A 26,134-nucleotide genomic window follows, 5' to 3' on the forward strand; every position below is an offset into this window, starting at 1 on the left:
CGACACCGCGCGCCTCCTCGCGCCCGAGCCCTGTCGCCCAGCGCGAAACTCGGCGGGCGCAGGCGCAGGCGCAGCCGCAGCGGCAGCCCGCGCAGCCGCGGCCCCACGCTCAGGGCACCCGCTCGAGCCACTCCCGCGTCGCGAACTTCGTGTCGACGAGCTCCTGCGCCTTCTGCCGCTCGGCGTCCGTCACGTGCCCCTCGGTCGCGCCGTACAGCGTCGTGAACGTGCCGACGAGCCGGTCGATGATCTCCGCCCGGCTCAGCCCGGTCTGCGACCGCAGCGGGTCGACCCGCTTCGCAGCGCTCGTCGTCCCCTTGTCGCTCATCTTCTCGCGACCGATCCGGAGGACCTCGACCATCTTCTCGCCGTCCATGTCGTAGCTCATGGTGGCGTGGTGCAGCAGCGACCCGGTGCCCAGGCGTTTCTGCGCGGCGCCGCCGATCTTGCCCTTGGTCGAGGTGATGTCGTTGAGCGGCTGGTAGTACGCATCGATGCCGAGGGACTTCAGCGCCTCGATCACCCACTCGTCCAGGTACGCGTACGAGTCGGCGAACGTCATGCCCTGCACGAGTTCGGTCGGCACGTACAGCGAGTACGAGATGATCGCGCCGGCGTCCATGAACATCGCGCCGCCGCCGGAGATGCGGCGGACGACCTGCACGCCGTACTTCTCGGCACCGGCCGGGTCGACCTCGTTCTTCAGCGACTGGAACGACCCGATCACGACGGCCGGCTGGTCCCACTCCCAGATCCGCAGCGTCGGCCCGCGGCGTCCGGCTCCGACCTCCTCGGTGAGGACCTGGTCGAGAGCCAGGTGCTCGTTCGGGCTGATCGGCCCCTCGTGGATCACCTGCCACTCGTAGTCCCGCCACGACGAGGCCCGCGACAGCGCGCGGCGGACCGCGACCCCGACGGACTCGGGCGTGAAGCCGAGCAGGACGGCGTCCTCGGGCAGTGCGTGCCGGACGGCGGCGGCGATGCCGGCCGCGTCGGTGTCGGCGCGCAGGCCGTCGACGGCCTGGTCGATCAGCGGCAGCGCGTCGTCGGGCTCGAGGAAGAAGTCACCGGCCAGGCGGAACTGGTCGATCTTGCCGTCGACGACCTCCAGGTCGACGACGACCAGCTTGCCTCCGGGGACCTTGTACTCACCGTGCATGCCGCCACCCTATTCCGGGAGGCCCGTGGCGGGCCCGACACGTGCCTCCCGTCCGACAGGCGCGACCGTGCTCAGCGCCGCGGGACGGCCCGGTCGAGCCACGCGACGAGGTCGGCGACCACCTCGTCCCGGTTCGTCTCCTTGTAGACCTCGTGCCGCGCCCCGTCGTAGACCTGCACGGTGACGTCGGAGAGCCGCCCACGCCGCCGGTACGCGCGGGCGAGCAGCTCGACCGAGCGGGGCCCGCCGAGGGAGTCGTCCGAGCCGACCTGCAGCAGCACCGGCAGGTCGTTCGGGATCCGTCGGCGCGGCAGGCCGAGCAGCCGCAGGGTGTCGGGCAGCCCGAACAGGCCGACGACGTCCGCCTCGACGACCAGCGGGTCGAGCCCGATCGCCTCGATGACGGCGCGGTCCCGGGTGAGCCACTCGTGCTTCGTCGGGCCGGACGCTGCGTGCCGCCGGTTGAGGTCGCCGCCGTTCATCAGCCCGGGGACGCGGAGCGCACTGCCCGACAGGACCACGCCGGCGTACTGCTCGGACGAGGTGTTCACGATCCGCTGCGCCATCAGGGAGCCCCACGAGTGGCCGAGCAGCACGACGGGCAGGCCGGGGTCGTCGGCCTTCGCGACCGCGGTCATCTGCTCGACGGCCGCGATGGCCGCCCGGAGCCCGCCCGGCCCGAGACGACCGAGCTTGGTGTGGTCGCCGTCCCACTGCCCCAGGCCGGTGCGGCCGTGCCCGCGGTGGTCGTTCACCTGCACGGTCCACCCCGCGCGGACCAGGTCCTGCGCGAGCGGCTCGTACCGGAGGCCGTGCTCCCCGACACCGTGGGCGATCTGCACGACGCCCCGCGGCTTGCCGGCACGCCAGGTCGAGTAGACGATCTCGACACCGTGGGCGTCGACGAACGAGGAGTCGCCGCGGGCGGCGGAGAACGTGGGCACGGCAGCATCCTGGCAGACCCCGGACCTGTTCACCCGGCGTTCACCCGGGGTCGCCTCCCCGGGGCATAGCGTCTCGCGCATGGACGTCCTCGTCACAGTCGTGTTGGTGATCGTGGTGGCCCTCGTGTTCGACTTCACGAACGGGTTCCACGACACCGCGAACGCCATGGCCACCTCGGTGGCCACGGGTGCCCTCAAGCCCCGCACCGCCGTCATCATCTCCGCCGTGCTCAACCTGGTCGGTGCGTTCCTGTCCACCGAGGTGGCGAAGACCGTCTCGCAGGGGATCATCCGCGAGGGTCAGGACGGCATCCACATCTCGCCGACGATGATCTTCGCGGGACTGGTCGGGGCGGTGCTCTGGAACCTGGCGACCTGGTACTTCGGGCTGCCGTCGTCGTCCACGCACGCGCTGTTCGGCGGGCTGATCGGGGCGTCGATCATCGGGGCCGGGCTGAACTCGGTCGACTGGACCACGGTGGTGTCGAAGGTCGTGCTGCCGGCACTGCTCTCCCCCGTCATCGCGGGCGTGATCGCCCTCGTCGCGACGTACTTCGCCTACCGCCTGACCAAGAACGCAACCACGCACGGTGCCGCGACGGGCTTCCGGCACGGGCAGACGATCTCCGCGTCGCTGGTGTCCCTGGCGCACGGCACGAACGACGCGCAGAAGACGATGGGCGTCATCACGCTGACCCTGATCGCCGCGGGCTACCAGGGCGCCGGTACCGGTCCGGAGCTCTGGGTGATCCTGGCCTGCGGTCTCGCGATCGCCCTGGGCACCTACATGGGCGGCTGGCGCATCATGCAGACCGTCGGCAAGAAGATCTCGGACGTGCAGTCCCCGCAGGGCTTCGCGGCGGAGACCAGTTCGGCCGCGACGATCCTGGTCTCCTCGCACCTGGGCTTCGCGCTGTCGACCACGCACGTGACGAGCGGGTCGGTCATCGGGTCGGGCCTCGGCAAGAAGCTGGCGGACGTGCATTGGGGCGTCGTCGGCAAGATCGTCATCGCGTGGGTCATCACGCTGCCGTCGGCCGCGGTCGTCGGCGGACTCGCGACCTGGCTGGCCTCGACCTCGTCGATCGGCCTGGTCGTAGTGGCACTGCTGGCCCTGGCCGGCGGACTCACGTTCTACGTCCTCGCCCGGCGCAAGCCGATCAGCGCGGACGACGTCCACGAGGGCACCGCGGAGCGCGAGCCCGTGGCCGCCGGGAACTGAGAGGGACACCGATGGACATCGACTTCACCGCCATCGGCACCGTCGCGGGGGTCGGCTTCGTCGCCGCCGTCGGCGTGGTGCTGCTCTACACGCTGGGGCTGCGACTGCTCGGCACCGGTCAACCCGCTGATGCCGCGGGCGAGAAGACGCAGTACTCCGAGGAGACACAGCGGACCGGCACGACGCCGCCGGTCGCGTACCTGGGCGCGGGGGTCTGCTTCGCGCTGTGCATCGCGGCGGTCCTGTACGGCATCTGGATGACGATCCCCCAGTTCCACTGACGCCGACGTCCGGCTCCGCGTCCGGCGTCCGGCTCCACCCGCCCGGAGCCGCGCCTGGGATGATCGCCCGGTGACCCACCACCGCATCGAGACCACCTCCGACACCGCCGTCGACGTCCTGACCGCCGAGCGAGCACCGGTGCTGACCGTCGAACCGGGCGACACCGTCACGGTCCACACCCTCAGCGCCGCCGGGTACACCGAACGCCTGTCGGAGCCGGGAGCCGAGGCCCCGACGCTCATCGCCTCCCGCCGCGGCCACTGCCTGCTCGGTCCGATCGCCGTCGCCGGCGCCCGGCCCGGGCAGGTGCTCGCGGTCCGGTTCGACGAGCTGGTGCCGGACGACTGGGGCTACACCGGCTCGGGCGGCGTCGACACCCCGCTGAACCGTGCCCTCGGTCTGGCCGACCCGTCCACGCGGGGCCCGCTGCTCTGGGACGTCGACCCGACCGCGGGCACGGCGCACAATCAGCTCGGTCTCGGTGTGCGGACCGCTCCGTTCCTGGGCTTGGTCGGACTGCCGCCTCAGGCGATGGGTGAGCACTCGACGATCCCCCCGCGGCCGCTCGGCGGCGGCAACATCGACTGCCGCGAGCTCGTCGCCGGGGCCACCCTGTACCTGCCGGTCACCGTCCCGGAGGCGCTGCTCTCGATCGGTGACGGTCACGCGGCCCAGGGCGACGGCGAGGTCTCCGGCACCGCCGTCGAGTGCGGCATGACGACCACCATGACGCTGACCCTGCTCGACGAGGCCCCGGTCGACGGCATCCACGCCGACACCCCGGCGGGACGCATCACGTTCGGGTTCGACGCCGACCTCAACGCGGCGACGACGACGGCGCTCGACCGGATGGTCGACTGGATCGCCGGCACGTACGGCCTCACGCGCGGCGAGGCGCTCGGCATGGCGAGCGTCGCCGTCAGCATGCGGGTCACCCAGGTCGCGAACCGCACCTGGGGTGTGCACGCGCTCCTCCCGCACGACGCGATCCTGACGCGGGCGGCGGGCTGACGCGGGCGGCCAGCTGACGCAGACGGTCGGCTGACGGACGGGAGGCCCGGCGGACGTGAGCGGGTCTGCTCACGTCCGCCGGGCCTCCCGTCCGGACCCGCGTCGCGCGGGTTCCCGGTCAGTGCGCGGAGTAGCCGCCGTCGACGAGGTGGTAGCTGCCGCTGATGAACGACGCCTGGTCGCTGAGCAGGAACAGGACGAGCGCGGCGACCTCGGCGTCGGTGCCGAGGCGTCCGGCGGCGTGCTGCGCCTCGAGGCCGGCGAGTTCGTCGCCGCTCAGCGACGAGCGGACCAGCGGGGTGTCGATGAAGCCCGGGCCGACGGCGTTCGTGCGGACGCCCTTCGCCGTGTACTCGAGCGCGGCGACCTTGGTCAGGCCGACGAGGGCGTGCTTCGACGCGACGTAGGCGGCGTTGTTCGCGAGGCCGACCGAACCGAGGACCGACGACATGTTGACGATCGCGCCGCCACCGGCCGCGAGGATCGCCGGGATCTCGTAGCGCAGGCCGTAGAAGACGCCGTCGAGGTCGACGGCGCGGACGCGGTCCCAGGCTGCGACGTCGTACTCGCCGATCGGCTGGGGTGCCGCGCCGATGCCGGCGTTGTTGACGGCCAGGTGCAGGGCGCCGTAGGTGTCGACGGCGAACTGGACGGCACGCTCGTTGTCCGCGGCGATCGACGAGTTCGCGGAGACGGCGGCCGCGGTGCCACCGGCCTGCTCGATCTCGGCGACGACGCGCTCGGCGGCTTCCTGCTTGATGTCCGTGACGACGACGGAGGCTCCCGCTGCCGCGAGCTCCTTCGCGATCGATTCACCGATGCCGCTGCCACCACCGGTGACGATGGCGACCTTGCCCTCGAACCCGTTCATCTGTCCTGCTCCTCCCGTGCCTTCCGGCCCGTGTCGATTGGGCAACACCTGTTGCCCAGGGCTCCACTCTACGCCCGTCGGCCGCGGTTTCGTCGGGCATCCCGCGCGTGGATCCTGGTCCGATCGGGCCGAACCGGTTCGTTCGCTGAACTAATGAGCTAGGCTAACGACTCGTGACCGTCACCGACCCGCTCCCCACCGCCGCGCGTCGTCGCCCGTCGCCGGATCCTTCGCTCGCCAGCGACGTCCGGATCGCCGTGAACCGGCTGTCCCGGACCCTGCGGGCGCAGAAGGCCGACACGACCGTCAGCGACGCCCAGTTCTCCGCCCTCGCCCTGCTGCACCGCGAGGGCGCGATGAGCCTCGCCGACCTCAGCCGTCGCGAGGGCGTCACCCCGCCCTCGATGACCAAGACCGTCACCGCCCTCCTCGACCGCGGCCTGCTCACGAAGGACGGCCACGGCGACGACCGCCGCAAGGTCCTGCTCTGCCCGACCGCCGACGGCGACGACCTGGTCACCGAGACCCGACAGCGTCGCGACGGCTGGCTCACCCCGCGCCTCGCGGCCCTCACCCCGGCGGAGCGGAAGACCCTCACCGCCGCCACCGACATCCTCCGGAGGCTCGCCGCCCAGTGAGTGCCATGTTCCGGTCCCTCTCGGGACGCAACTACCGCATCTGGTTCGCCGGTGCCCTCGTGTCGAACATCGGCACGTGGATGCAGCGCACCGCCCAGGATTGGCTCGTCCTCACCCAGCTGACCCATGACGACGCCGTCGCCGTCGGGGTCACCATGGCGCTGCAGTTCGGACCCCAGCTCGTCCTGCTCCCCTGGACCGGGCTCGTCGCCGACCGCTTCGACCGACGCCGGATGCTCATGCTGACGCAGGGGCTGATGGGGTTACTCGGCCTCGGGCTCGCCGTCATGGTGCTCACTGACACCGCGACGCTCTGGTCCCTCTACGGGTTCGCCCTCGCACTCGGGGTCGTCGCCGCGTTCGACACCCCGGTGCGCCAGGCCTTCGTGTCCGACGTCGTCACCGGCGAGCAGGTCTCGAACGCCGTCGCACTGAACTCGGCGTCGTTCAACGCGGCCCGGCTCATCGGCCCCGCCGTCGCCGGTGTGCTCATCGCGGCGATCGGCTCCGGGTGGGTGTTCGTCATCAACGCCGGGTCGTTCCTGGCCGTCCTCATCGCGCTGCGGTTCGTCGACCCGGAGCAGCTCGCCGACCGGGCACGGGCCCCACGCGGCAAGGGGCAGCTCATCGCGGGCTTCCGGTACGTCCGGACCCGACCGGACATCATCGTGGTGCTCTGCATGATCTTCGTCGTCGGGACCTTCGGCGTGAACTTCGCGATCTTCACCTCGACCATGGCGCGCGTGGAGTTCCACCGCGGTGCCGGCGAGTTCGGCCTGCTCAACTCGGTGATGGCGGTCGGGTCGGTCCTCGGTGCCCTGCTGTCGGCGCGGCGCGAGGTCCCCCGGATGCGCACGCTGACCATCGCCGCGGGCGGGTTCGGACTCGCCTGCACCGCCGCGGCCTTCGCGCCGACGTACTGGACGTTCGCGATCCTGCTCGCCTTCCTCGGGCTCGCCTCGCTGACCTTCATGACCACCGCGAACGCCCTTGTGCAGACCACCACCGAGCCCGCGATGCGCGGCCGCGTGATGGCCCTTTACATGGCGGTCTTCGCCGGCGGCACCCCGCTCGGTGCCCCGATCGTGGGCGCCGTCGCCGATGCCTGGGGTCCGCGCTGGGCGATCGGGGTCGGCGCACTGTCGGGCTTCGTCGCGCTGGCGATCGCGCTCGTCTGGCTCGTCCGGTTCCAGCACGTCCGGCTGCGCTACGACGCGGACAACCGCCTGCACCTGGCGGTGACCCGATCACTGCCCGTCGTCGTGCCGGCACCGGGCTCCCGGGCCGCTCGGGCAGCCGTCCGGCGGGACCTGCAGCACGACGAGGCCGTGGTGGAACGGTCGAGTCCGGTCTAGATCCCGCGGCCCGTGCCCGTGCGCGGGCCCGTGTCGCACGCGGCCCGTGTCAGTGCGCGGGCTCCGGTGCGGTGAACACCCGGCGGTCCAGGGCGGCAGTGATCGCCTCCGCGGCCGCGGCGAGCCGGGAGCCCGCCGTCCGGGCAGCGTCGACGGCGGTCTCCGGCGTCACCGTCTCGAGCTCGGCCCGGGCCGCGCCGAACGCCCGGACCTCGTCCGCCAGATGCACGCCGACCAGGTCGTCGAGGCATCCCTCACTGCGACGGGCCAGGAACAGCAGCGATCGAGGACTGTGCTCGTCGAGCAGGAGGAACGCGGCCGCGTCCGCCGAGGTGCTGCCGTGTCGGAACTCGCGGTGGAACGCCTCGCCCGCCCCGCAGGCACGGAGCGCCGTCGCCCACGACGTCACCGACCCCGGGTCGAGCAGGTCCGAGGCGAGCATCCGTGCGGTCACGGTCAACCGCGTCAGGGAACGGCCGAGCGTGAAGAACTCCCACACCTCGTCGCGGCTGACGTCCCCGTCGACCACGCCGACCGCCAGGGCACTGCGCTCGCGGACCCAGCCGAGGAACTCGTGCGCCTTCTCGCCGACGATCTTCCGCGGCAGCCGGGAGCGCGTCGTGTTGAGGCAGTCCCAGAGCTCGGTGGACACGACGTCGCGGGCCCGACGGGCGTCGTCCCGCGCGACGGCGACGGCCGCGGCGATCGACGCCGGCTCGTGACGGTCGAGGGCCAGGGCGTCGAGGGTCGCCGCCGGACTGAGGTCGGCATCCGGCAGCACCGCCGCCCCGACCACGGTCCGGAGGTCCCGGCCGAGACCCGGGTCGTCGGACGAAGGGTCCCGCCGTGCCAGGTGCACGTCGAGCAGGCGCGCGACGACGTCCGTCCGCTCGACCGCGCCCCCGACACTGTGGACGCTCCTGGCGAGTCGGTTCAGCACGGCGACTCCTGCATGCGGCGAACCTACTGAGGGCTCGTTGCCGGGGTGTTTCCGAGCCGCGTCACCGGTGTTGCGGCGGTCCACGACGATGAGCAGAAGTCAGTCCTGTGGCCGTTCGGGGGACGCCGCCTGGCCGCACCCTGGACGCTGAGCGTGCAAGTCATCACGCTCGCTAGACAAACTAACTAGAGCGTCTAGCATTGTCCGTATGACTTCCGAGGTGACGACAGCAGCCCCGGGGTTCTGGTACGGCGAGGACTCCCGGGTCGACGCAGTGGACGTGTTGAACGCCCTGCGTCGGTACCGCACTGCCGAGAGTTCTGCCCAGCGTCGCGTGCGTGAGGAACTCGGGATCGGTGAGAACGCGTTGATGGCCCTGCGGGTCCTCGTCGACGCCGAGACCTCCGGCCGGACCGTCAACTCGAAGGAACTCGCGGAGCGCCTCGGCATCACCGCAGCGTCGACCTCGGCGCTCGTCGACCGGCTCGTCCGCTCCGGCCACGTCGAGCGGCACGCGGACCCGGGCGACCGGCGCGGCGTCATCCTCACCGCGACCGGCAAGTCGATGCGTCGGGCCCTGGCCGTGATCGGGGACCTGGATTCCCGGGCCGTCGAGGTCGCCCAGCACCTGCCGCCCGAGGACATGGCCGTCGTCGTGGCGTTCCTGCAGCAGATGGCCGGCGCGGTCGACGACACCGACCTCGACGAGGACTGACCCGGAGCACGCACCCCTCGTCGGGCCATCCGCCGAGGACCCCGGCGTACGCTGAGACGATGCGCGAGCCCGAGGACGACATGCCCGCGGCCGAGCTCGACGCCCGCGCCCGGGCCGACGCCGCGATCCGGCGCATCCGTGACGGAGCGGATCCGACGCGGGAGGCCTTCGACCTCGCGAACACGCTGAACGACGAGTCGGTCAGCCGCTTCGCCCGGCGCCTGCGCGACCTGTTCCGCCGCGCCTGACTCAGGCACGGACCTGATGTCGCTCCGGACTTGTCGTCGCCGCCGTGTCCTGCCGCGCTGGCTTCGGCGTAGACGCGTCCGAGGGCGTCGAGCAGTGTCGTGTCGACGTCCGAGTCCCGTGCCGCATCCGTGATGAGACCGATGTCCTTGCGGAGGCCGTCGAGTGCGAACTGCGCCGGGTACTCCCCCGCGATCATCGCCGCACCCTTGGTGTGCGCGTACGTCGAGTCACTGGCCGATCCGTCGATCGCGTCGAGGAACAGCTGCGGGTCGAGTCCGAGCGCGCGGGCGATGGCGAGCGACTGCCCGGTCGCAGCGGTGATCGACGCGATCCACGCGTTGGCGGCGAGCTTGAGCGCCGTGCCCTGTCCGACCTGGTCGCCCGCCCGGACGACCTTCGCGCTGACCGCGTCCAGCACCGGGCCGACGAGCGACACCGGCTCGTCCGCACCAGCGACGAGCATCGTGAGCTTGCCCTGCTCGGCCGGGGCCTTGGTGCCGAGCATCATCGCCTCGACCAGGGTGATGCCGTACTTCGCGGCGAGCTGGACGACGGTCTCGGTGCCGGCGACCCCGATCGTCGACGCCTGCACCCAGACGGCGTCCTCCGGAGCGTCGCCCGCGGCGTGCTCGAGGACGTCGACCACCGCGTCGGTGTCGAACAGGGTCAGCAGGACGACCTGCGCTCCGGACACCGCCTCGGCAGCGTCGGTGACGACCGTCGCACCGTGCTCGCCGAGCGGCCGGGTGCGGTCTGCGGTGCGGTTCCACACCGTGACGTCGTGCCCCACTCGGAGCAGCGACTGTGCGACGCCTGCTCCCATCGCTCCGGTTCCCAACACCGACACGCGCACCGTGGTCTCCTCACCGCGTGGCTCCGTGCCACGACGACGTCGACGCTACGCGGCTTCCCGGGGCGACGACGCAGCACCGGCCGACCCTGTGGAGGGCACTCGGACGACGCGCGTCAGTGCAGGAGACCCCGCGCGGCGAGCCACGGTTCGGGGTCGACCGGACGGCCACCCAGGATCACCTCGAAGTGCAGGTGCGGGCCGGTCGACACCCCGGTGCTGCCGACCGCGCCGATGCGTTCCCCGACCCCGACCGTCTGACCGGGTCGGACGCCGATGACCGAGAGGTGGCCGTAGCGCGTCTCGGTGCCGTCCGGGTGCCGGAGCAGCACCTGGTTGCCGTAGCCGCCGAACACCCCGGCGGACTCGACGGTGCCGGACATCACGGCGACGACGGGTGTCCCGCTCGCGGCGGCGAAGTCCGTGCCCTGGTGACTCGTCGAACACGCGGCGCACCCGGCGACGTTCCGACCACCGAAGTTGCCGGCCGAGGGGATCGTGCCCGCGACCGGACGGGCCACGGCGACGGTCGACCCGGGCGTCCGGGCGAGCACCACCCCGTCGGTGGTCCGTCCCACCACGGTGAAGTCCGCGCGGGCCGTGGTGTCCGGGGCGGTCCCGTGCACCCGGAAGTCCTGGTTCAGCGGCCCCGGGGCGCGGATCTCGATCGGGGCGGCGATCGCCGAGCGGGGCGCGGTGTCGGTGACGACCAGGCAGGCCGCGAGGGCGATCGACGTCAGTGCGAGGCCACGACGGGCCCAGCAGTGCTGTCGGACGTCGTGCGCCGCGGCGACGATCGACGCCCGGACGAGTGAGACCGTCAGCGCGACCCCGGGCCGGAACCGGCGGTGCGGCCGGCTCGTCGGCCGGTGCGCGGCGCTCCCCGCCGATCGTCGCGGTGCACGGAGGCTGGAACGACGGGCGCCCGATCGGTGGGCCTGCGGCCGGCTGGCATCCGGTCGGCCGGCGTGCGGTCGGTGGGCGTCCGGTCGACCGGTGTGCGGTCGGCGGGCGTCCGATCGACCGGCGTGCGGTCGGCGGGCGTTCGGGAGGGCCTCTGCGGTGCGACGGGCCCGACGGGACCCGTACTGCACCGGGATGGACGACGACACGTCGCCGGCTCAGCCGCGGACGACGCCGCTGGCGACGATCCGCTCGACCTCGATCGCGACGGCGTCGACGACCGCGCGGGTCACGGCGTCGACGACCGCTTCGACCAGGGGCAGCTGCTCCTGGCAGACGACGTGCTCACGGGCGAGGGAGGCGCGGAGGCTCGCGGGGATCCCGTCGATCATCTCGACCAGGTCCGCGGGGACGACGGCGAGCGGCGACGACGGGACGGAGGACGCGGGACCGTGGACCGCGGCCAGGTCGGCGCTGGGCACGCTCAGACCAGCCGGTGCGTCGAGACGGACTGCCGGCGCGGTCGAGGCCGACGGAGCGATCGTGGTGGGCGCGGCGGTCCGGGCAGGCGTGGCGATCGGGGAAGACGGAGCAGCGCCGGACTGCGCACTGCGGCGGGCGATCGCGTCGAAGAGGGGCGTGGAGGACATGACGGGCCTTTCCCTGGCGGATTCGGGCGACCCGTCGATGCTGATCCCGACGAGCCGGATCGAGCATAGTATGCGTATTTCACATATGCAATAGTGCGCGTCAGTCGGGTTGCGCGTCCCCGCGGTCGTCGTGGTGCAGCATCCGCTTGACCCGTTCCACGATCGTCGTCGGCGGCTCGTTGTAGACGCCGGCCGGCTCCTGCCCGCTCAGGGCCTGGATCGCCGCCGTCACCGCGTCCGTCGCCTGACGCCGCGCACGGCCCGAGCTCGCGGCGCCGAAGCCGGACAGGTCCATCGGCTCGCCGAACTCGATCCGCACCCGGGCCAGCCGGGGCATCCGCGACCCGACGGGCTGCACGTGCTCGGTACCGGTGAGGGCGACGGGGACCACCGGCGCCCCGCTCGTCAGGGCGAGCCAGGCCACCCCGGTCCTGCCCTTGTAGAGGCGACCGTCGAGCGACCGGGTGCCCTCGGGGTAGATCGCGAACGCCTCACCCGCCTCGAGTCGTGCGAGCCCGAGGTCCAGGGCCTGTTGCGCGGCGGCTCCGGCACCCCGCTCGACGCCGATCGCACCGATGCCGGAGAAGAACGCGCGAGAGACCGCACCGCGGAAGCCCGTGCCGGTGAAGTACTCCTGCTTGGCGAGGAACGACACCTTGCGCGGCGCCAGGAGCGTGATCGTCGGGGAGTCGATGAAGGACCGGTGGTTGCTCGCCAGGATCACCGCACCGCGCTTCGGGACGTTCTTCCGACCGACCACCTGTGGCCGCCACAGCAGTCGTGCGAGCGGCGCCACCACGGCGCGCCCGAGCACGGTGGCGGGCTTCGTCGAACGGGACACACGGCCTCCTGGTGGGCGGGAGGTACCGAGTGTAATGACGGGCTCGGGGGCGACATGCCCCGAGCGGCATGGGTCAGACGGCGGCCGCCACGACGCTGAGGACCGCCCGCCCGTAGGACTCGAGCTTCGCCGCACCGACGCCCGAGATCTCCGACAGCTCGTCGAGGTCGGCCGGCCTCACCGCGGCGATCCCACGCAGGGTGGCGTCGTTGAACACCACGTACGCGGGGACCCCCTGCTCGCGCGCCTGCCCGGCACGCCACTGCCGCAGCGACTCGAACAGCGGCATCGCCTCCTGCGGCATGTCCGACACCACGGCGGTGCGACGGCTCCGCCCGGCACGCGGGGTCTTCACGGGGTCGCGGCGCATCCGGACCTCGACCCGACCGGCCAGCACCTCGGCGCTCGTCGGACTGAGGACGAGCGTGCCGTACCCGTCGCCGGACACCGCGACGTACCCCTGCGCCAACAGCTGTCGGGCGACGGCCTTCCAGTCGGCGTCGGACAGGTCCTGCCCGATGCCGAACGTGGCCAGGGAGTCGTGCCCGAGTTCGGTCACGCGGGGCGACTGCTTGCCGGTGAGGATGTCGACCAGGTGCGCGACGCCGTAGCGCTGGCCGCGCTCGCGGTCGAGCCGCACGATGGTGGAGAGCAGCTTCTGCGCGGGAACCGTGCCGTCCCAGGACTCCGGCGGCGCCAGGCACGTGTCGCAGTTGCCGCACGCCGTCGACTCCTGCCCGAAGTACGCGAGCAGGCGCACCCGGCGGCACTCGATCGTCTCGCAGAGGGCGAGCATGGCGTCGAGGTGCGCGCTGAGCTGCCGGCGGTGCGCGGCGTCCCCCTCGGACTGGTCGATCATGCGGCGCTGCTGCACGACGTCGTTCAGGCCGTACGCCAGCCATGCGGTGGAGGGCAGCCCGTCACGCCCGGCACGCCCGGTCTCCTGGTAGTAGCCCTCGACCGACTTCGGCATGTCGAGGTGCGCGACGAAGCGGACGTCGGGCTTGTCGATGCCCATGCCGAACGCGATGGTGGCGACCATCACGATGCCGTCCTCGCGGAGGAACTGCGCCTGGTTCCGCTCGCGCACCCGGGCGTCGAGACCCGCGTGGTACGGCAGCGCGGCGATGCCCTGCTGCACGAGGGCCGCCGCGGTGCGTTCGACCGAGTTGCGGGACAGGCAGTAGACGATGCCGGCGTCCCCGCTGTGCTCGGTGCGGATGAACGTCAGCAGCTGCTGCATCGCGCCGGTCTTCGGCTCGATCCGGTACTGGATGTTCGGCCGGTCGAAGTCGGCGACGAAGTGCGCGGCGTCGTCGAGCCCGAGCCGGGCCGAGATCTCGCGGTGGGTCTGCGGCGTCGCGGTGGCCGTCAGCGCGATGCGGGGGACGTCCGGCCAGCGCTCGTGGAGCACGCTGAGCTCGAGGTAGTCCGGGCGGAAGTCGTGCCCCCACTGCGCCACACAGTGCGCCTCGTCGATCGCGAAGAGCGCGATCCGGGCCCGGTCGAGCAGGGAGCGCGTGGACTCGATCTTCAGTCGTTCGGGCGCCAGGTAGAGCATGTCGACCTGGCCGGTGACGATGTCCCGCTCGACCCGGGCGCGCTCGTCCGGTCCCTGCGTGGAGTTGAGGAACGCGGCTCGGACACCGTTGGCGGCGAGGGCGTCGACCTGGTCCTGCATGAGGGCGATCAGCGGGGAGACGACCACCCCGATGCCGTCGCGGACGAGCGAGGGCACCTGGTAGCAGAGCGACTTGCCGCCGCCGGTCGGCATCAGGACGAGAGCGTCCCCACCGGCGACCACTCGGTCGATGATCTGGGCCTGTTCCCCGCGGAAGGCGTCGTAGCCCCAGACCCGGTGCAGCACGTCGAGCGCAGCGGACCGGGGCCCAGCTGCCTCGGTTCCGGGCGCAGCGACACCACTCGAACTCATGCGACGAGCCTACGGCCGCGTGCCGACACCACCGGACTTGTCCACAGCCGACGCCACCGGCCCGCCCGCACCCGCCCCGACCAGCCCCGGGCCGCCGGACGCGCCCGTCTCGGAGGCGCCCGCCTCGGAGGCGCTCGCCTCGTGTCCGCGCGCCGGCGCACCCGACCAGCCCGCGCCTCCCGGCCGGAGCCACTGCCGGCCACCCGCCCAGAGCGGCGGCTGCCCACGGAACCGGGGCGCCTCCTGCCCGGGGAACCGGCGGTCGAGTTTCCGCCACCACGCCGTCAGCTCGACGAGTGCCCAGTAGAGCAGCGAGGTGCCGAGCGTCACGACGAACCCCTGCCAGCTGCCCTGCGACCCCTCGCCGGTCAGGTCGACCTGCGACCAGCCCGGGGCCTGCAGCACGAAGATCATGATGTTGTTGAGCGCGTGCTGCAGGACCGTGGCTTCGAGCCCTCCGGTCCGCAGCACGATGACGGCTGCGACCAGCCCGAACGAGCCGACGTCCAGGATGCCCCAGATGTTGTAGCCGTTCGGCACGTGCAGGACGGCGAACAGCACGGTCGACACCGCGACCGCGACGACGGCGCCGACCGCACGGAGCGGGATCCACGAGCCGATCGTCTGCATCAGGAAGCCGCGGAAGACGTACTCCTCGGCCGCGGCCTGGAACGGCACCAGCAGGACCACCAGCAGGATCGTCAGGGTCAGCGTCCGCAGGGTCACGGTCGACTGCCCGAGTTCCGCGGTGTTCCAGTGCAGGCCCCCGTCGGTCGCGATGTACCCGGCGCCCTGGAACAGGAACATCACGACCGCGAGCACCAGGAGCGGCAGCAGGCACCAGCCGAGCCAGCCCCAGCGGACCCGGGTCCGGACCGACGACAGCAGCCCGTAGGGGCCGAGCCCGGCGATCTTCGTGGACAGCATGATCGCCGGCAGCAGCACCACGAGCGACACGAGCGTCAGCGACAGGATGAGCGGGTCGGTCGGGTCGAGCGCGCCAGACGAGAGCTTCTCCGTCAGGTCGGTGAGCCCGGCCGGTCCGCGCTGCGCGCCGATCGGCACGAAGTACGCGATCGCGATGACGATCTGCGACGCCAGGTAGAAGCCGAGGAACACCGCCACGGCGACCAGTGGCCGCCACCACCGCCAGTTCGCATCGACACGGGGCAACCGGTGGTAGGGAACGCTCACGCCGTGCAGAGTACCGGTGCGGGCAGGATGGGACCCGTGATCACCGTGCTGCTCGGCCTGGGCGGCGCCCTCGTCTACGGGGCCGCCGACTTCCTCGGCGGGCTGGCGTCCCGCCGCGTCCGCCCGGTGCGCGTCGCGGCCGTCGCGGCCCTGGTCGGCCTGGTCCCGCTGCTGGTCGGCTTCGCGGTCCTCGGCGGTCGGTTCTCCGAGCAGGCCGTCGTTGCCGGCGTGGTGGCTGGCCTGTCCGGCGCGGTCGGCGTCCTCCTGCTCTACGCGGCCCTCGCGATCGGCCCGATGAGCGTGCTGTCCCCGCTCACCGCCGTCTTCTCCGCGGTCGTCCCGGTCGTCGTCGCGCTCGTCCGCGGCACCGTGCTGTCCCCGCTCGGGGTGGTCGCGCTCGTGGTCGCGGTGGTCGCCGTGGTGCTCGTCGCCGCGGTCCCCGATCCGGGAGGCGCCCGCCTCACCCTCCGCGGGGTCGTCACCGCCGCGGTCGCCGGGTGCGGCTTCGGCGGGGTCGTGCTCGGGTACGACGCCTCGCCGCCCGACTCCGGCGTCGCGACCCTGCTGGTCGCCCGGACACTGCAGGTCGTGCTGCTCGGTGCGGCGGCCCTCGTCACCCTGCGGCTGGGTGGCCGGGTCGGCACACGGCCGGGAGGCACGCCCGCCACCACGACGACGCCGGACGTCCGCCCCGTGGCCGGGCGGGTACGGCCTGGTCGGGTGCAGCCCGGGCGGGTGCGGCCCGCGCGGGCCCTCGTGTTCGTGGTGATCGGCTGTGGGGTGTTCGACGCGATGGCGAACGTGTTCATCCAGGCCGGCCTGCACTCGAGCGACGACCCGTCGACCCTGCCGGTGATCAGCGTCCTCAACGCGCTGTACCCGATCGGCACCGTGGTGCTCGCCGGCATCGTGCTGCGCGAACGGCTGACCGCCTTGCAGACGACCGGGATCGTGTTGGCGTTCGCCGCGTCCGTCGGGCTCGCGGTGTCCTGACCGACCGGGTCCACCGCGAGGTGCCTGACAGTCCTCCTGCGGATCGGCTCAGGACGCGGCGTCGGTCCCGGGGCCGGTGCGGGCGTCGGAACGGCCGTCGCTGGGGGCGTCCTCGGGGGCGTCGGCACCGTCGTCCGAGATGAGGCGTTTGCCGAGCGAGACCGTGTGGTCGTCGGCGTACCCGAGCGCCTCGTAGAAGGCGATGACCTGCTCGTTGCCGGCGCGGACCTGCAGGTTGACCTTGGGACACCCGAGGTCGGTGAGCAGCCGCTCGAACTCGGCCATCAGGCGACGACCGAGTCCACTCCCCTGCCGGTCCGGCGACACCGCCAGGTAGTTGACCCAGCCCCGGTGCCCGTCGAAACCGGCCATGCCGGCGGCGACCACGGCCTCCCGGTCGGTCGCCACCAGGAAGAGCTCCGGCTGCACCGTGGCCTTCCGCGCGATGTCGCGGCGGGGGTCGTTCCACGGGCGGACCAGGCCGCACGACTCCCAGAGCGCGACGACGGCCTCGGTGTCGGTGGGGCGGAACGGACGGATCACGGTCTCCATCCGCACCACGGTAGCGAGGACGACGGCTGAGGATCGATCACCGATTCGGGACCGGGCTGTGGAAGACGCCCGCAGCGGGCCGTCGTCGTGGTCTGATAGACCTACTGCGCCGACCTCACCGATCCGGAGCCCCTGTGACCTCTCACGACACGATGCCGTCGCGGCACGATGCCCGCGACGACGACGGCACCGAACGGCCCCGACGTCGGCGACCACGGCAGACGGTCGGGGGCGCGCTCGTCGCCCTGCTGGCCGAACTCCTCATCATCGCGGGTGCCGGCACCGGGTTGTACGTCGTCTGGACCGCCTGGTGGACCGACGTCGTCGCCGTGAACGAGCAGTCGAAGCTCGTGCAGACGCTCGACCAGCCGGAGCCGAAGAAGATCGTCGGCACCGAGCGCCGTGACGCCGCTCCCGTCCTCAGCGAACCGCCGGGGCTGTCGACGGTGTTCGGGACGATGCAGATCCCGCGCTTCGGGTCGGACTACAACCGTCCCATCGGCGAGGGCACCGACCGCGAGAAGGTCCTCAACACCATCGGACTCGGCCACTACCAGGACACCGCGATGCCCGGCGCCGAGGGCAACTTCGCCGTCGCCGGCCACCGTGTCACGTACGGCAAGCCGCTCAACCAGATCGCCGACCTCAAGCCCGGCGACCCGATCGTGGTCCGTGTCACCGACGCCAAGACGAAGTTCGATGTCTGGTACGTCTACAAGGTCACCGACAGTCAGATCGTCACGCCCGACCACATCGAGACCATCGCCCCGGTCCCGAACAAGCCCGGCGTGGCACCGTCCGCCGAGGACCGCTGGCTGACCCTGACCGCCTGCCACCCGATGTGGTCCGCCGCCCAGCGGTACATCGTGCACGCGAAGATGGACTACTGGATGCAGGCGTCCGACGGCACGCCGAAGGAACTGACGGAGGCCGCCAAGTGATCTTCCCCCTCGTCTGGCGCGTGCTGCCCGGACCCACCGCACTGAAGGTGCTCGAGCTGCTCGTGCTGCTCGTCGCCATCGTGTTCGTGCTCTTCACGTGGGTGTTCCCGTGGATCGCGGCGGACATCCTGCCGCCGCCCGACGGCACCGTGGACTCGACGCCGCACCCCTGACGCCCCTGACACCCCTGACACCCGGGTGCCGGTGTGCCGTGTGACGACCGTCTGACCGCTCCCGCTGGTCAGACGGTCGTCGTCACGCGCGAACCGCCCTCGGGGGTTCGGCGCACCGCGATCCGCTCCGGGATCCGCTGCTTGAGTTCCTCGACGTGGCTGACGATGCCGACCTGGCGTCCGCCGGCGGTCAGGCGGGACAGCTGGCCGATGACGTCGTCGAGCGTCTCCGGGTCGAGCGTGCCGAAGCCCTCGTCGACGAACAGCGTGCCGAGGGACACCCCGCCGGCCTCGGCCTGCACTACATCGGCGAGCCCGAGCGCCAGGCAGAGCGAGAACGTGAAGGTCTCGCCGCCGGACAGACTGCGCGGGTCCCGCGTGCTGTCGGTCAGGTGGTCGCGGACGGCGAGTGCGAGCCCGGTTCGACGGGCCCGGTTTCCGGATTCCCGCTCGTCGGACGTCTCGAGGGTGAACCGGCCCGCGAGCATCGCCCGCAGCCGGTCGTTGGCCGCGGCGACGACGTCCTCGAAGCGGCGCATCAGCACGTAGGTGCCGAGGGTGATCCCGGTTGGGTTGACGTTCGTGTTCGCTGCCGCGATGTCGGCGAGGCGGACCACGGCCCGGCTCTCGGCGCTCGTGGTGTCGCGGGCGCGGACGGCTCGTGACAGTTCGGTGGCGCACTTCTCGGCCGCGATCGCCCGGTCGGCTGCGGCGGCAGCGGCCCGGGTCGCGTCGTCGAGGGCGGCGGCTGCAGCGTCCCGTGCGGCCTGCGCGGCGTCCCGGTCGAGCACGGCCAGTGCATCGACCGCGGCGGCTGCTGTGGCTGCATCGGCAGCGGCGGCTGCTGCGTCTGCATCAGCCGCGGCTGCGACCACCGCGGGTTCGGCGAGCCCCGCCTCCACGACGGCCTGCTCACGGTCGGCCGCCGCGACGAGTGCCCGCAACCGGTCGGCGTCCGCGCGCCCGAGCGCAGCGGTCCGGGCGGCGGTGACGTCCGTGAAGCCCTGGGCCTGCAGTGCGGCGTCGACCTCGGCCTTGCGGTCGGCGACGTCCCGCTCGGCGGCGGTCACCCGGTCGTCGAGGTCGGCGACGGTGCGGAGGACCGTGACGAGGACGTCGACCCGCGCCACGACCTCGGCGAGGGTGGCAGTCGGCTCGGCGTCGAGGTCCGCCGCGGCCCGGGCCTCGGCGGCGGCACCCGCGGTGACGGCGTGCTCGAGCACGGCGCGGACGGCCTGCCGGGCCTCGTCGACCCGGGCTCGGTCCTCGCCCAGGCGGGATCGGTCCCCTTCGATCCGGTCGGCGAGCAGCCGGCTCCGGGTGACCAGGTCGGTGTGGTCGTCCTCGAGCGCACGGGTGGCGTGGTCGTGGGCCTGCAGCCGTCGTTCGTGTTCCTGCACCGCGGCAGCCGCGGCACGGGCGGCGGCCAGTCGTGCGTCGGCATCAGCATGCTGCCGGGCCACCGAGTCGTCGTCGTGCTCGCCGACCGCTTCGGTCAGCCGGACGAGTTCGGCCTGAGCCACGGCGTGGTCGGCCGTCGCGGCGGCGAGGGCCCGCTCGGCGTCGGCGCGTGCCACCGCGGCGGCGTCGATCTGCTCGGCGCTCGGGTGGTCGTCCTGCGGTCGTGCCACGGCGGGGTGCTCGATGGCACCGCACACCGGGCAGGGGTCACCGGGGACGAGCGCGGCGCCGAGCTCACCGGCGAGTCCGGCGATGCGTCGGGCGCGCAGGTCGTTCTCGGTGGCGAGGGCGGCGGAGGCGTGGGTGGCGGCGGCCGTCACCGCGGCGGCTCGGTCCGACGTCCGCTCAGCGGCGACCCCACGCGCGGCGAGCAGACCCGCCAGCTCTCGGGCCGTCTCGACCGCGCGTTCGGCAGCGCCGGTGTCGGCCGCGGCCTCGGCGGACCGCTCGGCGTCGAGGAGGATCGCGGCACGCTCGTCCGGACGTGCCGCGAGCGCGGTGGCGGCCTCGGCGAGCCGTGTCTGCGTCCGCTCGAGGTCGGCCGTCGCCGACTGCACGGCGGCGGCACGCTGGTCGAGGGACTGCTCGAGGTCGACCGGGTGGCGGACCTCGGACCGGACCGCGGCGAGTCGGTCGTGCGTGTCCCGGGGCGAGTGGTCGGTGACCTCGTGCCGGTCGCGGACGGCCGAGCGTTCTCCGACCAGCGCGGTCAGGCGGTCCTCGGCAGCGGCGGCGCCGTCCGCGACGGCCACGACCACGGCGGCGTGGTCGGCGAGGCCCAGGGCGGTCCGGTGTCCGGCGATCGTCGGAGCGTCCGCCGCCAGGGCGTCCTGCCGGGCGAGCAGTCCGCGTCGCCGGTCGAGGGCGGCCAGCCGGGTGGTCACGTCGTGCAGGTGGGCGACGGCGTGTTCGGCGTCGGCACGTGCCCGGGTGCGGGCCTGTTCGCGTTCGGTGGCGGTCCCCCGCAGTCCCGCGACGACGTCCGGTGCGGTCGACTCGTCGGCGTCGTCGTCCCCCGACGCCTGCCGGAACCGCCCGAGGGCGTCGCGCACCCGAGCGTCCGCGGCCTCGACCTCCGCCACGGCTGTCCGGCGTCGGGCCGCGAGCTCGTCGGCGGTCCGGTCGTAGATCGCGGTGCCGAACAAGGACTGCAGGAGCTTCCGGCGGTCCTCGCCCGGGGCGCGGAGGAACCGTTGGAACTCACCCTGCGGCAGGACCACGGTCTGCAGGAACTGGTCACGGTTCAGCCCGATGACCCGGGCGATCTCGACGCCGATCTCCGGCGCCCGGTGCGAGATCGGTTCGCCGACCAGGTCGGACGGATCGGCCAGGCGGACCAGCTGCGCCGAGGACTGCTGCCGGATCGTGCCGGTCCCCCGCTGCTTCGGGCGGTCGTACGGCGGGGTGCGGCGGACGCGGTACACGCCGGCGGTCGTCTCGAACACCAGGTCGACGAACGGCTCGACCGCGGGGTCGGCGTGCTGGCTGTGCAGGCGGTCCGTGCTGGCGTCGCTGCCCGCGAGCCCGCCGTACAGGGCGTAGACGACGGCGTCGATGATGGTCGACTTGCCCGAGCCGGTCGGCCCCTCGAGCAGGAACACCCCGGAAGCGGCCAGGGACGCGAAGTCGATCGACACCAGGTCCGGGTACGGCCCGACGGCACGGAGTTCCAGGCGGTGCAGGTACATCAGCGTGCCCCCTGCTCGGCGAGGGCGGCGGCCGCGGATTCGTACGCGTCGCGGAGGATCGCGAGCTCGACGTCGTCCGGAGCACCGCCGGTGGCGTAGGTGACGAAGTCCGCGGCGACCTCCACCGGGTCGCTGGTCGCACTCACCGCGCGGGCGGCGGAGCGTTCCGGGGCGTCGGCGGGCTCGTGCGTGATCGCGAGCGCGTGCGGGAAGCGGTCCTTCACGCGGGCGTACAGCCGCTCGGGGTGCACGGTGTCGGTCACGGCGACGCGGACCCAGGCGTCGACGTGTTCGGCGAACACCCCGGACTCGATCTGCTCGATGGTGCCGCGGACGTCCACGAGGAGACGGGGCACCGGGGTCGGCAGGAGTTCGACGGTGACCGTGCCGTCCGCCGCCAGGTCGACGAGCGTCACGGACTTGGTGTGGTTCCGCTCGCCGAACGAGAACGCCAGTGGCGAGCCCGCGTACCGGATGCGGTCCCCGGCCCCGACCCGCTGCGGGCCGTGCAGGTGTCCGAGGGCGACGTAGTCGATGCCGTCGAAGGTGGACTCGGCGACACGGTCGACCCCGCCGACGCGGATGTCCTGCTCGCTGTCGCTGGCCAGGGCGCCGCCGACGAACGCGTGCGCGACGACGACCGAGCGGGTGCCCGGACGGCCGGCGAGGTCGGCGCGGACCCGGTCCATCGCGGCCCCGACCACGGCCTGGTGCGAGCGAGCGAGGGGTTCGTCCGGCACCGGCGCGAGCGCGTACCGGACCATGTCGGGCTGCAGGTAGGGCAGGCCGTACACGGCGACCGGACCGCCCCCGTCGTCGGCGTCGACGAGCACCGGTTCCGCCAGACGGGACGGCTCGGCGAGGATCCGGACGCGATCGCTCATCACCCCGGCGCCGAACCCGAGCCGGACCGCGGAGTCGTGGTTGCCCGGCGTCACGACGACCGTCGCGGTCCGGGACAGCCGTTCGAGCACGTGCGAGAGCATCCGGACGGCCTCGACCGGGGGGATCGCCCGGTCGTAGACGTCGCCGGCGACGACCACGAGGTCGACCGCGCGATCGCTCACCACCTGCACGAGGTGGTCGAGGAACACCGCCTGGTGCTCGAGCAGGTCGGCACCGAGCAGCGTGCGTCCGAGGTGCCAGTCGCCCGTGTGCAGGATCCGCATGCGAGCCACGGTAACGGCCCCCGCGGACATCCCGGGACGCCGTGCGGGACCGGTGGAGGACGGTCAGGCGACGCACTCCGCGGCGGCGCCGATGCCGGCGATGGTGAAGGTCCGGACCGTGACCGTGGTCGTGCCCTGAGCGGCGACCGTCCATCCTGCGCCGTAGTCCGCGCGCAGAATCAGGACGGTGGAGCCCCCGAGCGACAGCCCGCTGCCGCCCGTCAGCGTCAACGACTGCGGTGTCCCCGTCGCTGACGCGGTGGTCCCGGTGACGCCGGCCACGGCGGTGGAGCCGCTCATCAGCTCGGTTCGGACCGGCGCATCACCACCGGTCGCGACCCAGGAGACCGTGGCGGTCTTCACACCCAGGGGCGAGGTGTTCGAGGTGCACTTCAACGACGAGAGGACGGTGGGACGGAGCGTCGCGAGCTGCACGCCCGGGTTGACCGTCCGTGCGGTCCACGGCGCGGCGACCGCGGCCCCCGGCAGGAGCGCCGCGACCACCGCTGCCGTCACGACCACGGCGACGCCGCCGCCCCGGCGGAAGTGTCGCTGTCGCTTCCGGTGCTGCGCCGCGGCCTGGACCCGTGCCGCCCGCCGCCCCGGGGCGGCACCGGAGCCGGCGACGGTCGCGGTCCGGTGGGACTCGCCGGACGGGAGGCCCGTGGCGGCACGGTGCCGCGCCTCCCGTCCGCCCCGTGCGCGCGTGCCCGGTCCGCCGGCGTCGTCACCAGGCCCGGCGGGTCCACCAGGGCCGTCCGGCCCACCGGGCCCGTCCGGCTCGTCGCTGCCGACTGCCGCTGCCTCGCTGCGTCGCCGGATCCGCCCGTCGGCCCGACAGAGGGCGAGGAGACCGACGAAGCCGAGGACGACGACCGCGACCCGGGCCCACTCGCCGGTCCGGACCCACACGATCGGCGCGGCCACGTACGGGATCCGGAGGTACCCGACCCCGTGCACGGCCGAGCGGTGCAGGGGCGTCGAGTCGGACTGCGGGTTCGCGTCGCCCTTGGTGATGATCGTGCGCTCCGGGCCGTCACTGACGTACCGGTGCATCCGCAGGAGCCCGTCCTGGTCCGGGTCGTCCGCGAGCAGGACACGCCCCGCCTTCACCTGGTCGGACGCGACCGGGCGGGACACGACGACGTCGCCCGGCATCAGCCGCGGTGCCATCGAGCCCGTCATCACGGTGGTCGGGGACCAGCCGATGGCGGCGGGTGCCGCGGCCCAGAGCGCGAGTCCGAGCAGGGTGACGACGACGCCGCGTGCGCAGGTCGCGACGACGACACGGCCCCAGTCGAGGGCGACACGGGCACGGGTCTGCGGGGTGGACCCACCGCTGACTTCGCTGCTCACCATGACTGCCTCCGACCGGGGCCTGTGTGTGGTGCGGGGTCCGACGCCGGGGCGCCGGTCCGCTCAGGAGTTCTCGACCCGTCAGGAGTTCTGGGCCTCCCAGGTGAGCCCGAGCGAAGCGGTGCCGCCCATGACCGAGCTCGGCGCGCTGGTCGGCACCGTGTACGTGATCTTGTAGACCTGCGTGCCGGCACCGTTCGGCGCCCACGAGCCCACCCCGGTCGAGTAGTCGGTCTTCGACGAGCCGAACGACGCGAGGGTGCCGGAGAACACCGTGCCGCCGGTCGTGGCGGCGACGAAGTTGGTGCACGACCCGAAGCCGCCACCGGTGCCCTGCTCGACCGTGAGGTTGATGGAGCCCGACAGTGCGTTGGTCGTCGCCGCACCGGTGCCGTAGAGCTTCACCGCGGACGGCAGCGTGCCGGTGGACGTGACGGTGATGCAGTTGGAGCCGGTCGACCCGGGCTTCAGCGCGGTCGCGTTGAACAGCGCGGTGTTTGAGTCGTCGTCGGAGAGGGCGACACTGCCCGCGTTCCAGTTGCTCGTCGGGTTGACGGTCGTCGCCGAGAAGGCGGAGTAGGAGGCCGTCGAGACGACGGCGCCGGAGGCGATGAGGGCGACCGGGATGGCGATCCAGGCGGCGAGGCGGGCAGCACGAGGCGTGACAGAGGACATGGCGGTGCTCCTGAGGAGAAGTTGTCTGATCGGTGGTCCGGCCGGGCCCGCGGTGGTTGGTCGCGCTACGTGCCGAGGTGGTACGACGGTCAAGTTACTTTGCCGGCGTGCTGCTCACAAGGAGAGGGACACCCCCTCTCCTGGGGGTGGACGGGGCACCGGCCCGAGCGGATGATGACGAGCACGGCGTCCGCCTCGCGGCCCTCCGTCAGCACCCGCACCCGCCCTCGCCCTCGCCCGAGAAGAGCTCCTCCCCCGCATGTCGGAAACCCCCTCGCAGCGCCCGTTCCTCCTCGCCGCCCCGCTCCCCGGTGCGGCCCCCATCTCACCCGTGGTCGCGGCGACCGGGGACGGCGACGACCTCACCGACCTGATGGCAGCGTTCCGTCGCTTCCAGACCCAGAACGCACGGGTGCTGACCCGCGAGAGCGCCGCCCGGGGACTCAACGCCACCGACACCCGGTTGGTGTTCTTCCTCGAGACGGCCACCGGCGGCGCCACCCCGAAGCAGGCGGGCGAGTACCTCGGGCTCTCGACCGGAGCGACCACCTCGCTCATCGACCGTCTGGAGCGGCACGGACACCTCGAGCGGCGCCCGAACCCCACCGACCGCCGGAGCGTGCTGCTGCACCTCACCCCCTCGGGTGCGGCCGTCGCGCAGCAGATCAGCGCGGTCTGGTCGGCTGCGGTCCGCGAGGTCGTCGCCCCGGCCGACCGCGCTCGACTGGCGACGCAGTTCTCGCTGTTCGGCACGGCACTCGAGCGTCACTCCGGAGCCACCAGCGTCTGAACCCGGGCGGGCGTAGCGTCGGGGACATGACCCCCGCCGAACTCCTCGTCGAAGCCTTCTCCCGCGTCCCCGAGACCGTCGGGCGTGCCGTCGACGGCCTGTCGGAGGACCAGCTCGCCTCCCGCCCGGCCGCCGGTGCGAACACGCTCGCCTGGCTCGCCTGGCACATCGCGCGCGGGCAGGACTCCCAGATCGCCGACCTCGCCGACTCCGAGCAGGTCTGGACCGCCGACGGCTGGGTGGAGCGGTTCGGCCTGCCGTTCCCCGCCGAGGCGCTCGGGTACGGCATGTCCCGTGACGACGTCGGTCGTGTCCGCGCGTCTGCCGAGCTCCTGAACGGTTACCTCGGCGCGGTGCACGAGCGCACCGTCGCCTACCTGCACACCCTGTCGGCAGACGACTTCGAGACGGTCGTCGACGAGGCCTGGGACCCGCCCGTGACCGTCGGCGTCCGCCTCGTCAGCATCCTCGACGACTGCGTCCAGCACGCCGGACAGGCCGGCTACGCGCGCGGGGTGCTGTTCTTCAACCGCTGACGCACAGACGGACGGGAGGCCCGGTACCAGCTGGTACCGGGCC

At 72.8% G+C, this 26,134-nt stretch carries 25 protein-coding genes and 1 pseudogene; 11 read left to right on the plus strand and 15 right to left on the minus strand.

Annotated features, from left to right (window positions below):
- Nucleotides 1-109: 109 nt before the first annotated feature.
- Nucleotides 110-1,159 carry a lipoate--protein ligase family protein gene (locus QCD68_RS03130; protein ID WP_111074952.1) on the minus strand — a complete coding sequence of 350 codons (1,050 nt, stop codon included), beginning with the start codon at nucleotides 1,157-1,159 and terminating at the stop codon, nucleotides 110-112.
- A gap of 71 nt (nucleotides 1,160-1,230) precedes the next feature.
- Nucleotides 1,231-2,103, minus strand: a complete 873-nt coding sequence (locus tag QCD68_RS03135) for an alpha/beta hydrolase (protein ID WP_301221987.1) — start codon at nucleotides 2,101-2,103, stop codon at nucleotides 1,231-1,233.
- Between the two features lie 79 nt (nucleotides 2,104-2,182).
- Between QCD68_RS03135 and QCD68_RS03140 the strand changes: the two genes are divergently transcribed.
- The 3 genes from QCD68_RS03140 to QCD68_RS03150 all read left to right on the plus strand — a co-directional run bounded on the left by QCD68_RS03140 (nucleotide 2,183) and on the right by QCD68_RS03150 (nucleotide 4,618).
- On the plus strand, nucleotides 2,183-3,325 hold the full coding sequence (locus QCD68_RS03140) for an inorganic phosphate transporter (RefSeq protein ID WP_290157667.1): 1,143 nt from the start codon (nucleotides 2,183-2,185) through the stop codon (nucleotides 3,323-3,325).
- 11 nt (nucleotides 3,326-3,336) lie between these two features.
- Complete coding sequence (locus tag QCD68_RS03145) at nucleotides 3,337-3,606, plus strand: hypothetical protein (RefSeq protein ID WP_221852497.1); 270 nt, start codon at nucleotides 3,337-3,339, stop codon at nucleotides 3,604-3,606.
- A 70-nt stretch (nucleotides 3,607-3,676) separates the two neighbouring features.
- Nucleotides 3,677-4,618, plus strand: a complete 942-nt coding sequence (locus QCD68_RS03150) for an acetamidase/formamidase family protein (RefSeq protein WP_301221988.1) — start codon at nucleotides 3,677-3,679, stop codon at nucleotides 4,616-4,618.
- A gap of 118 nt (nucleotides 4,619-4,736) precedes the next feature.
- On the opposite strand, the gene QCD68_RS03155 is transcribed toward QCD68_RS03150, so the two are convergent.
- Complete coding sequence (locus tag QCD68_RS03155) at nucleotides 4,737-5,489, minus strand: SDR family NAD(P)-dependent oxidoreductase (RefSeq protein ID WP_111074947.1); 753 nt, start codon at nucleotides 5,487-5,489, stop codon at nucleotides 4,737-4,739.
- Nucleotides 5,490-5,662: 173 nt separating this feature from the next.
- On the opposite strand from QCD68_RS03155, the gene QCD68_RS03160 reads away from it, so the two are divergent.
- Both QCD68_RS03160 and QCD68_RS03165 read left to right on the plus strand, forming a co-directional pair.
- Nucleotides 5,663-6,127, plus strand: a complete 465-nt coding sequence (locus QCD68_RS03160; protein ID WP_301221989.1) for a MarR family winged helix-turn-helix transcriptional regulator — start codon at nucleotides 5,663-5,665, stop codon at nucleotides 6,125-6,127.
- On the plus strand, nucleotides 6,124-7,482 hold the full coding sequence (locus QCD68_RS03165; protein WP_441005165.1) for an MFS transporter: 1,359 nt from the start codon (nucleotides 6,124-6,126) through the stop codon (nucleotides 7,480-7,482). Before QCD68_RS03160 ends, QCD68_RS03165 begins: the two co-directional genes overlap by 4 nt.
- A gap of 49 nt (nucleotides 7,483-7,531) precedes the next feature.
- On the opposite strand, the gene QCD68_RS03170 is transcribed toward QCD68_RS03165, so the two are convergent.
- Complete coding sequence (locus tag QCD68_RS03170; protein WP_301221991.1) at nucleotides 7,532-8,422, minus strand: alpha-E domain-containing protein; 891 nt, start codon at nucleotides 8,420-8,422, stop codon at nucleotides 7,532-7,534.
- A 208-nt stretch (nucleotides 8,423-8,630) separates the two neighbouring features.
- Here QCD68_RS03170 and QCD68_RS03175 point away from each other — a divergent pair, with 208 nt between their 5' ends.
- The gene (locus QCD68_RS03175; protein WP_290157657.1) at nucleotides 8,631-9,137 is read left to right on the plus strand and encodes a MarR family winged helix-turn-helix transcriptional regulator; all 507 of its coding nucleotides are present in this window, start codon (nucleotides 8,631-8,633) and stop codon (nucleotides 9,135-9,137) included.
- Nucleotides 9,138-9,420: 283 nt separating this feature from the next.
- On the opposite strand, the pseudogene QCD68_RS03180 reads toward QCD68_RS03175, so the two are convergent.
- The 6 genes and pseudogenes from QCD68_RS03180 to QCD68_RS03205 form a co-directional block, all read right to left on the minus strand.
- Nucleotides 9,421-10,239 (minus strand): annotated as a pseudogene (locus QCD68_RS03180) (NAD(P)-dependent oxidoreductase); the annotation flags it as partial.
- A 113-nt stretch (nucleotides 10,240-10,352) separates the two neighbouring features.
- Nucleotides 10,353-11,348 (minus strand): M23 family metallopeptidase, encoded by a 996-nt coding sequence (locus QCD68_RS03185; protein WP_301221992.1) that lies wholly within the window; start codon nucleotides 11,346-11,348, stop codon nucleotides 10,353-10,355.
- A gap of 9 nt (nucleotides 11,349-11,357) precedes the next feature.
- Nucleotides 11,358-11,789, minus strand: coding sequence for a hypothetical protein (locus QCD68_RS03190; protein WP_301221993.1), 432 nt, complete (start codon nucleotides 11,787-11,789; stop codon nucleotides 11,358-11,360).
- A gap of 100 nt (nucleotides 11,790-11,889) precedes the next feature.
- Nucleotides 11,890-12,630 carry a lysophospholipid acyltransferase family protein gene (locus QCD68_RS03195; protein WP_301221994.1) on the minus strand — a complete coding sequence of 247 codons (741 nt, stop codon included), beginning with the start codon at nucleotides 12,628-12,630 and terminating at the stop codon, nucleotides 11,890-11,892.
- A 73-nt stretch (nucleotides 12,631-12,703) separates the two neighbouring features.
- A complete protein-coding gene (recQ, locus tag QCD68_RS03200) occupies nucleotides 12,704-14,563 on the minus strand; it encodes a DNA helicase RecQ (protein ID WP_301221995.1) in 1,860 nt (619 codons plus the stop codon).
- 9 nt (nucleotides 14,564-14,572) lie between these two features.
- A complete protein-coding gene (locus tag QCD68_RS03205; protein ID WP_301221996.1) occupies nucleotides 14,573-15,757 on the minus strand; it encodes a CPBP family intramembrane glutamic endopeptidase in 1,185 nt (394 codons plus the stop codon).
- A gap of 36 nt (nucleotides 15,758-15,793) precedes the next feature.
- Between QCD68_RS03205 and QCD68_RS03210 the strand changes: the two genes are divergently transcribed.
- A complete protein-coding gene (locus QCD68_RS03210) occupies nucleotides 15,794-16,750 on the plus strand; it encodes an EamA family transporter (RefSeq protein WP_301221997.1) in 957 nt (318 codons plus the stop codon).
- Between the two features lie 48 nt (nucleotides 16,751-16,798).
- Here QCD68_RS03210 and QCD68_RS03215 read toward each other — a convergent pair whose 3' ends face one another.
- Entirely contained in the window at nucleotides 16,799-17,302 is a 504-nt protein-coding gene (locus QCD68_RS03215) for a GNAT family acetyltransferase (RefSeq protein WP_301221998.1), read from the minus strand.
- 134 nt (nucleotides 17,303-17,436) lie between these two features.
- On the opposite strand from QCD68_RS03215, the gene QCD68_RS03220 reads away from it, so the two are divergent.
- Both QCD68_RS03220 and QCD68_RS03225 read left to right on the plus strand, forming a co-directional pair.
- Nucleotides 17,437-18,243, plus strand: coding sequence for a class E sortase (locus QCD68_RS03220; protein WP_301221999.1), 807 nt, complete (start codon nucleotides 17,437-17,439; stop codon nucleotides 18,241-18,243).
- Nucleotides 18,240-18,416, plus strand: a complete 177-nt coding sequence (locus QCD68_RS03225; RefSeq protein ID WP_181439253.1) for a hypothetical protein — start codon at nucleotides 18,240-18,242, stop codon at nucleotides 18,414-18,416. Before QCD68_RS03220 ends, QCD68_RS03225 begins: the two co-directional genes overlap by 4 nt.
- Before the next feature lie 68 nt (nucleotides 18,417-18,484).
- Here the strand turns inward: QCD68_RS03225 and QCD68_RS03230 are convergent, their stop codons facing one another.
- The 4 genes from QCD68_RS03230 to QCD68_RS03245 form a co-directional block, all read right to left on the minus strand.
- Nucleotides 18,485-21,565 carry an AAA family ATPase gene (locus QCD68_RS03230; RefSeq protein ID WP_301222000.1) on the minus strand — a complete coding sequence of 1,027 codons (3,081 nt, stop codon included), beginning with the start codon at nucleotides 21,563-21,565 and terminating at the stop codon, nucleotides 18,485-18,487.
- Nucleotides 21,565-22,734, minus strand: coding sequence for an exonuclease SbcCD subunit D (locus QCD68_RS03235; RefSeq protein ID WP_301222001.1), 1,170 nt, complete (start codon nucleotides 22,732-22,734; stop codon nucleotides 21,565-21,567). Before QCD68_RS03235 ends, QCD68_RS03230 begins: the two co-directional genes overlap by 1 nt.
- 63 nt (nucleotides 22,735-22,797) lie before the next feature.
- Nucleotides 22,798-24,093, minus strand: coding sequence for a S24/S26 family peptidase (locus QCD68_RS03240; RefSeq protein WP_301222002.1), 1,296 nt, complete (start codon nucleotides 24,091-24,093; stop codon nucleotides 22,798-22,800).
- A gap of 78 nt (nucleotides 24,094-24,171) precedes the next feature.
- Nucleotides 24,172-24,765, minus strand: a complete 594-nt coding sequence (locus QCD68_RS03245) for a hypothetical protein (protein ID WP_111074930.1) — start codon at nucleotides 24,763-24,765, stop codon at nucleotides 24,172-24,174.
- A gap of 259 nt (nucleotides 24,766-25,024) precedes the next feature.
- Here QCD68_RS03245 and QCD68_RS03250 point away from each other — a divergent pair, with 259 nt between their 5' ends.
- Complete coding sequence (locus QCD68_RS03250) at nucleotides 25,025-25,555, plus strand: MarR family winged helix-turn-helix transcriptional regulator (RefSeq protein WP_301222003.1); 531 nt, start codon at nucleotides 25,025-25,027, stop codon at nucleotides 25,553-25,555.
- 26 nt (nucleotides 25,556-25,581) lie between these two features.
- Nucleotides 25,582-26,091 carry a mycothiol transferase gene (locus QCD68_RS03255; RefSeq protein WP_301222004.1) on the plus strand — a complete coding sequence of 170 codons (510 nt, stop codon included), beginning with the start codon at nucleotides 25,582-25,584 and terminating at the stop codon, nucleotides 26,089-26,091.
- Nucleotides 26,092-26,134 lie beyond the last annotated feature (43 nt).

This window comes from Curtobacterium sp. PsM8, assembly GCF_030433875.1.
In the GTDB taxonomy this organism is placed as follows: Bacteria; Actinomycetota; Actinomycetes; order Actinomycetales; family Microbacteriaceae; genus Curtobacterium.

Excerpts from the sequence above, each read along its gene's own strand:
- QCD68_RS03130 (WP_111074952.1), bottom strand. The coding sequence starts at position 1,159 with ATGCACGGTGAGTACAAGGTCCCCGGAGGCAAGCTGGTCGTCGTCGAC.
- QCD68_RS03140 (WP_290157667.1), top strand. The coding sequence starts at position 2,183 with ATGGACGTCCTCGTCACAGTCGTGTTGGTGATCGTGGTGGCCCTCGTG.
- QCD68_RS03145 (WP_221852497.1), top strand. The coding sequence starts at position 3,337 with ATGGACATCGACTTCACCGCCATCGGCACCGTCGCGGGGGTCGGCTTC.
- QCD68_RS03155 (WP_111074947.1), bottom strand. The coding sequence starts at position 5,489 with ATGAACGGGTTCGAGGGCAAGGTCGCCATCGTCACCGGTGGTGGCAGC.
- QCD68_RS03175 (WP_290157657.1), top strand. The coding sequence starts at position 8,631 with ATGACTTCCGAGGTGACGACAGCAGCCCCGGGGTTCTGGTACGGCGAG.
- QCD68_RS03190 (WP_301221993.1), bottom strand. The coding sequence starts at position 11,789 with ATGTCCTCCACGCCCCTCTTCGACGCGATCGCCCGCCGCAGTGCGCAG.
- recQ (WP_301221995.1), bottom strand. The coding sequence starts at position 14,563 with ATGAGTTCGAGTGGTGTCGCTGCGCCCGGAACCGAGGCAGCTGGGCCC.
- QCD68_RS03215 (WP_301221998.1), bottom strand. The coding sequence starts at position 17,302 with ATGGAGACCGTGATCCGTCCGTTCCGCCCCACCGACACCGAGGCCGTC.
- QCD68_RS03230 (WP_301222000.1), bottom strand. The coding sequence starts at position 21,565 with ATGTACCTGCACCGCCTGGAACTCCGTGCCGTCGGGCCGTACCCGGAC.
- QCD68_RS03235 (WP_301222001.1), bottom strand. The coding sequence starts at position 22,734 with ATGCGGATCCTGCACACGGGCGACTGGCACCTCGGACGCACGCTGCTC.
- QCD68_RS03240 (WP_301222002.1), bottom strand. The coding sequence starts at position 24,093 with ATGGTGAGCAGCGAAGTCAGCGGTGGGTCCACCCCGCAGACCCGTGCC.
- QCD68_RS03245 (WP_111074930.1), bottom strand. The coding sequence starts at position 24,765 with ATGTCCTCTGTCACGCCTCGTGCTGCCCGCCTCGCCGCCTGGATCGCC.
- QCD68_RS03250 (WP_301222003.1), top strand. The coding sequence starts at position 25,025 with ATGTCGGAAACCCCCTCGCAGCGCCCGTTCCTCCTCGCCGCCCCGCTC.
- QCD68_RS03255 (WP_301222004.1), top strand. The coding sequence starts at position 25,582 with ATGACCCCCGCCGAACTCCTCGTCGAAGCCTTCTCCCGCGTCCCCGAG.